General features: G+C 39.9%; 5 protein-coding genes and 2 pseudogenes. All 7 read right to left on the bottom strand.

The window, feature by feature from the left end:
- A pseudogene (locus HMPREF2865_RS04640) lies at positions 1–265 on the bottom strand (hypothetical protein); the annotation flags it as partial.
- Positions 266–298: 33 nt separating this feature from the next.
- A complete protein-coding gene (locus HMPREF2865_RS04635) occupies positions 299–592 on the bottom strand; it encodes a hypothetical protein (protein ID WP_070461582.1) in 294 nt (97 codons plus the stop codon).
- On the bottom strand, positions 543–773 hold the full coding sequence (locus tag HMPREF2865_RS11960; RefSeq protein ID WP_141743141.1) for a hypothetical protein: 231 nt from the start codon (positions 771–773) through the stop codon (positions 543–545). Before HMPREF2865_RS11960 ends, HMPREF2865_RS04635 begins: the two co-directional genes overlap by 50 nt.
- Before the next feature lie 240 nt (positions 774–1,013).
- Positions 1,014–1,472 (bottom strand): hypothetical protein, encoded by a 459-nt coding sequence (locus HMPREF2865_RS04630; protein ID WP_070461583.1) that lies wholly within the window; start codon positions 1,470–1,472, stop codon positions 1,014–1,016.
- 10 nt (positions 1,473–1,482) lie between these two features.
- Positions 1,483–2,228, bottom strand: a pseudogene (gene mafB, locus HMPREF2865_RS04625) (polymorphic toxin MafB class 2); the annotation flags it as partial.
- A gap of 571 nt (positions 2,229–2,799) precedes the next feature.
- Positions 2,800–3,240 carry a hypothetical protein gene (locus tag HMPREF2865_RS04620; RefSeq protein WP_070461584.1) on the bottom strand — a complete coding sequence of 147 codons (441 nt, stop codon included), beginning with the start codon at positions 3,238–3,240 and terminating at the stop codon, positions 2,800–2,802.
- The coding region (locus tag HMPREF2865_RS04615; protein ID WP_283120636.1) for an HNH/endonuclease VII fold putative polymorphic toxin at positions 3,237–4,216 on the bottom strand (980 nt) is incomplete at its 5' end. The genes HMPREF2865_RS04615 and HMPREF2865_RS04620, both read right to left, overlap by 4 nt.

Here is a 4,216-nt window from a genome sequence, read left to right as displayed (position 1 = left end):
TGTCGCCCTCGCGGCTGCGGATATTGATGTCGCCACCGGCTTTCAGGCTGCTTTGTTGGCTTTGGCGGTAGTTTTGGTTTTGTTCTTTGCCGGCGGATTTAAAGCCGAAGCCGGCTTCAACGGATAAGAGGACGGCACCCTGCTGTCCGGTTTGGTTTTTAAGGGCGTCGGCCACTTTGCCGACGCCATCGGCCAGTTGGTAGGCTTGGGCGCCGGCGGCCAGGGTTTGCAGGGCGCGGGTGCGGTCGTCGGCTGGTTGCGGCAATTGGCGTGCAAAATCCTCAGCTGCATTCTGTGCTTACTCGATACTCTGTACGGGAAAAAATATCTTACCCCACGGCATATCGTTTTCTTCAAAGATACTTTCAAGACGATCGATAAAGGCGGGATTTACGGCATTATCGTCTTCTGCGCTGTTTACCACTTCGGGATCAAAGTATTTAAAATAGAACACCTCTCCCTCGGAGGTAAGGTTAATATGTGTAAGCCAATGATAAATCCAGGCAACATCAAAATCGTATCCTTTTGATTCAAGATCATAATTAGGATTGTAATAAGCAAGATTCCGGCAATACATCCCAGATGTCTTCATCCGTAATCTCTTTCTGCGGCCAAAATTCCATCCATCTCAAGGTAAACAGCCGGTAAATAATCTCTACTGTTTCCTGCCAATCAAGCCCTGAATTGGGAAGGTCTACTGGTTCTGTATCAATAAAAGCTAATTTTCGAAATACATCCTGAATAGCAGATGCTTGTCGTTCGTTCATTCTCATAATACATTACCTTTTATTTATATTACTTTATTGGAAATTTCAATTTTAAATTTTCGTTATTATTTAGCGATCGTATGGCCGAGTTCTTATGGATTTCTACCGTTGCTGTAGTGGGTAGGGTATCTTTGCCAGCATATCCGGCAGGACGGTAAACAATTGTGTCGTTTAGTGTCGCAACTCTCCAGCAATCTTAAATACTTTAGGTAACATTTTAATAAAACAAGTAAGATTAATCATTTTTTAAGAATGCATTAAGGATGCAATAGGAAATAGTGGATTATTCTCATCCCATTCTACCCCATGCTCAATAAATATGGATTCTAATGTTTTTATGAAAGGAGTATTTAATTCAAATTTCTTTCCATTCCACTCCTCAAATGCCTCAGGAATATATTTTATTATTAAATCTAGCCCCTTTTTTGTTAATATAATCTCTCCCCAATACCACACTCCATTATCCTTACCAAAAGGATTTTGTTTTGCTAGTTTATGACAAAAACCTAGAATATCTTTTTCTGTTTCCAAATTAACAGGCTCAAGAATTGCTAATTGACATATTAATAATCTATATATGAATTCAACTGCAAATTGCCAATCTTTGTTTCCTTGACCATGCGATGCAAAATGCATTGGAAAATAACCATCTAATGCTAAATACTCAAATTCGCATTGAATATTTTCTGCTGTCTCTAAATTCATTAAAATATCCTTATCTAGCAGGGAATTTAAATTTCAGCTCTGTTGGCTTGCCCTTTAAATTAATATTTAAGTTATTTAATGTTGGATTATTAATATCAACAGACGCTGTAGTTCCCTTAGTCATAGAAGCATTACCTGCTGGCCTATACACCACAAAGGTTCCATCCGGCATTTGCGCTTTCCAACAGCCACACATTTACCTCCGTATAATTTTTCACCTTCGACTCGTTCCATTAATGTAGGTTTCCTGCCTAAATATCGACGTGCAAAAGCCTCGGCTGTTTGATTCGGATTATCTGAACGAGACATTTCTCTAGCAGCACCAGGCTTTCCTTTTTGCGGTTGTCCAGGCAGGCGGGTGTGGCCAGACGTTTGCAACCTTTTTAATGCATCAGCCTGCCTTTCTGCAGAAGAAATAGCATTACGTTGGCGTATCGCCTCTATTCTGTTTGGGTTGTGGGATTCGATTTTTTCATGCCGTTGCTGATTATATTTAGGGTTGTTTCTCCCTATGTTGATGTCATCTCTGTAATCTTTCGGTGGTTTCGGCAATGCCTTCTGTTCCCAATCCCGACTATTAAATCTCCGCTTTTTCCCATCCGGCCGCACCACCTTCACCGCATTGTCCGACCACGTTACCACAGAGCCTCTCGGTATCAGCTCTCCGTTGGCTAGGCGTTGCTCCTGTGCCAAGGTAACGGTTGTTCCCTCTGTTGCTTTGGAATTTGAAGGAATACGGATTTCGCCGACGGGTACAGTTTTTCTACCCGGAGCATTAACGTTATTTAGATTATGTGATTCGATTCCTTCATGTGTTAAATTATTTATCTTCGTAATCTTCGGCAAAGAAACCGCACCAGTCTGCCTCATTTTTACAGCATTGGTTTCCGGAAGCCCCTCCCAGCTTATGCGGTAAGCCGGATTACCCATACCTTTGGCAGCAACAAAACTTCCTCCCGTTCCGATTAGTCCTGCACCAATTGGGTAGAGGAACTTAAGCCATTAGCTGCAACGACTTCACTATCATCACGTATATCATCAATGTTGCCATTGACAACAGCATGCCTAAAATTGCTGTTGTGCCGTTTGAGCAAATCCCATTCCTGTCGGACTGCCTTCCTGATAGAACCAACTACTTTGTTTTGCTCTTCTCGGTCGGTAGCTAACTTTTCCAGTTTGTTCCAGGCTTTTTAATGTGTTGGAAAATGTCATGTTGTTTACACTTTTTCAGGCTGTCCAGTTTTTGTTTTTTCGCTAAAAAATCGGTTAGTTCAGTCTAAGTATGAAATCTGAAAAGTGTAAATAGCACTGTTGATTTCTAAGATTTTTAAATTAGTTTGGAAATGCCTAAAACATGTATCGATGTGGCAAATATTGATGAGTTATCTTTCTGTAGATGAATTAAGATTCTTCTGTGGTCTTTAATAAATTCATTTAAAAAAGAAAATCTCACATATTTATGACGTATTTCCTTAATTAATTTTCTATTGCTTAATTTAAATAATCCATTGCCAAATTGGCCATCAAATGAAAGCCATATTTTTACTCCTTGAGCATCTTCCCATTTTTTTGGATAAATGGTTGGTGGAGTATGAAGATAAATAATCATATTGATACAGTACCCTTTTAGATTATTTTCGGAAATTATCCATTTGGTAAAAAAGATATCATCTACGTAAAAATTTCCTTTTTCAAGTATATCTGCTCCATACATTTGCTTTAATAGATTCCATTTTCCCCCAATAAAGTCAATGTGCGCGTGCTTCATTTTTTCGTTTTCCCCCTGTTTCCATTTTTCATGTTAAATATTCTCTCAAAGAAATGCTCTTTAGGATCTGCATGCGGAGAAGGTTTTGTGTACAAATGCTCTGGAATACCTGTGATCGGACTGATTCCATAGGTTTGCCTATTGTGCGGGATGTTCTGCTCGGCCTTCCAAGTTTCTATATCAATAGTTCCATTTGTGGTATATGTGTTTAAATTTAATTTTTTTAAATTAAAATGAGCATGTTGATTTCCTATTCCATTAAGGTCTCCAAAATTATGCCCTACAGAGTGGTCTTGGATTACATAACCTTTGCCATTAACAATAAATAGATACTCCGTAGAAAATAACGTGCGTCCTAAAGAATCCTTTTTGTAAGTTACTATGCCTATTCGATCATGCTTTTTTTCTACAATTGGCACACGACGAACTGCTGTTGGCTGCATTGAATTAGGAATCCCTAATTGTCGCTTAGCCATTCTAAATGTAGCATGTTTCGTAGTTGCTGCTTGTTTAAATTCTGTCATGGCCTTCATTAGGTTTCGGTAATTTCGTTCTGTGTCTAAGCGAACTACTCCCACACCATTAACACTATCCATTACAGTCATTAACGGTACATTAATTCCATGTTCCCTAAGAAAATTTCTAGCTATTTCATTTTTCTTGTCTTGATTTACTTGATCTATTCTTTTTAATTTTTGAATCTCAGCATATATATCTGGCACATTACCTTGTAAGAAAAATGGGTCCATTGCATATGCGGCATTCTCCAATGTTGCGGCTCTACTCTGCATCCGCGTAACAGCAGAAGTACTATTCCCCGCAGCATTATTCTCCACCGCATTCTGCCCGACCGTCCCGGCAACCTGCGCATCAAACAACGCTCCGTTGCTGCTGTTCGTACCGTTCAGACTGCCTCCGGCCGCACCCACCACCGAAGCGATAGCACCGGTCTGCGCTTTAATCTCTTCTTTAATGT

It is taken from the genome of Neisseria sp. HMSC073G10, assembly GCF_001812605.1.
Lineage (GTDB): Bacteria > Pseudomonadota > Gammaproteobacteria > Burkholderiales > Neisseriaceae > Neisseria > Neisseria subflava_A.
This window is presented reverse-complemented; position numbering and strand designations above follow the sequence as displayed.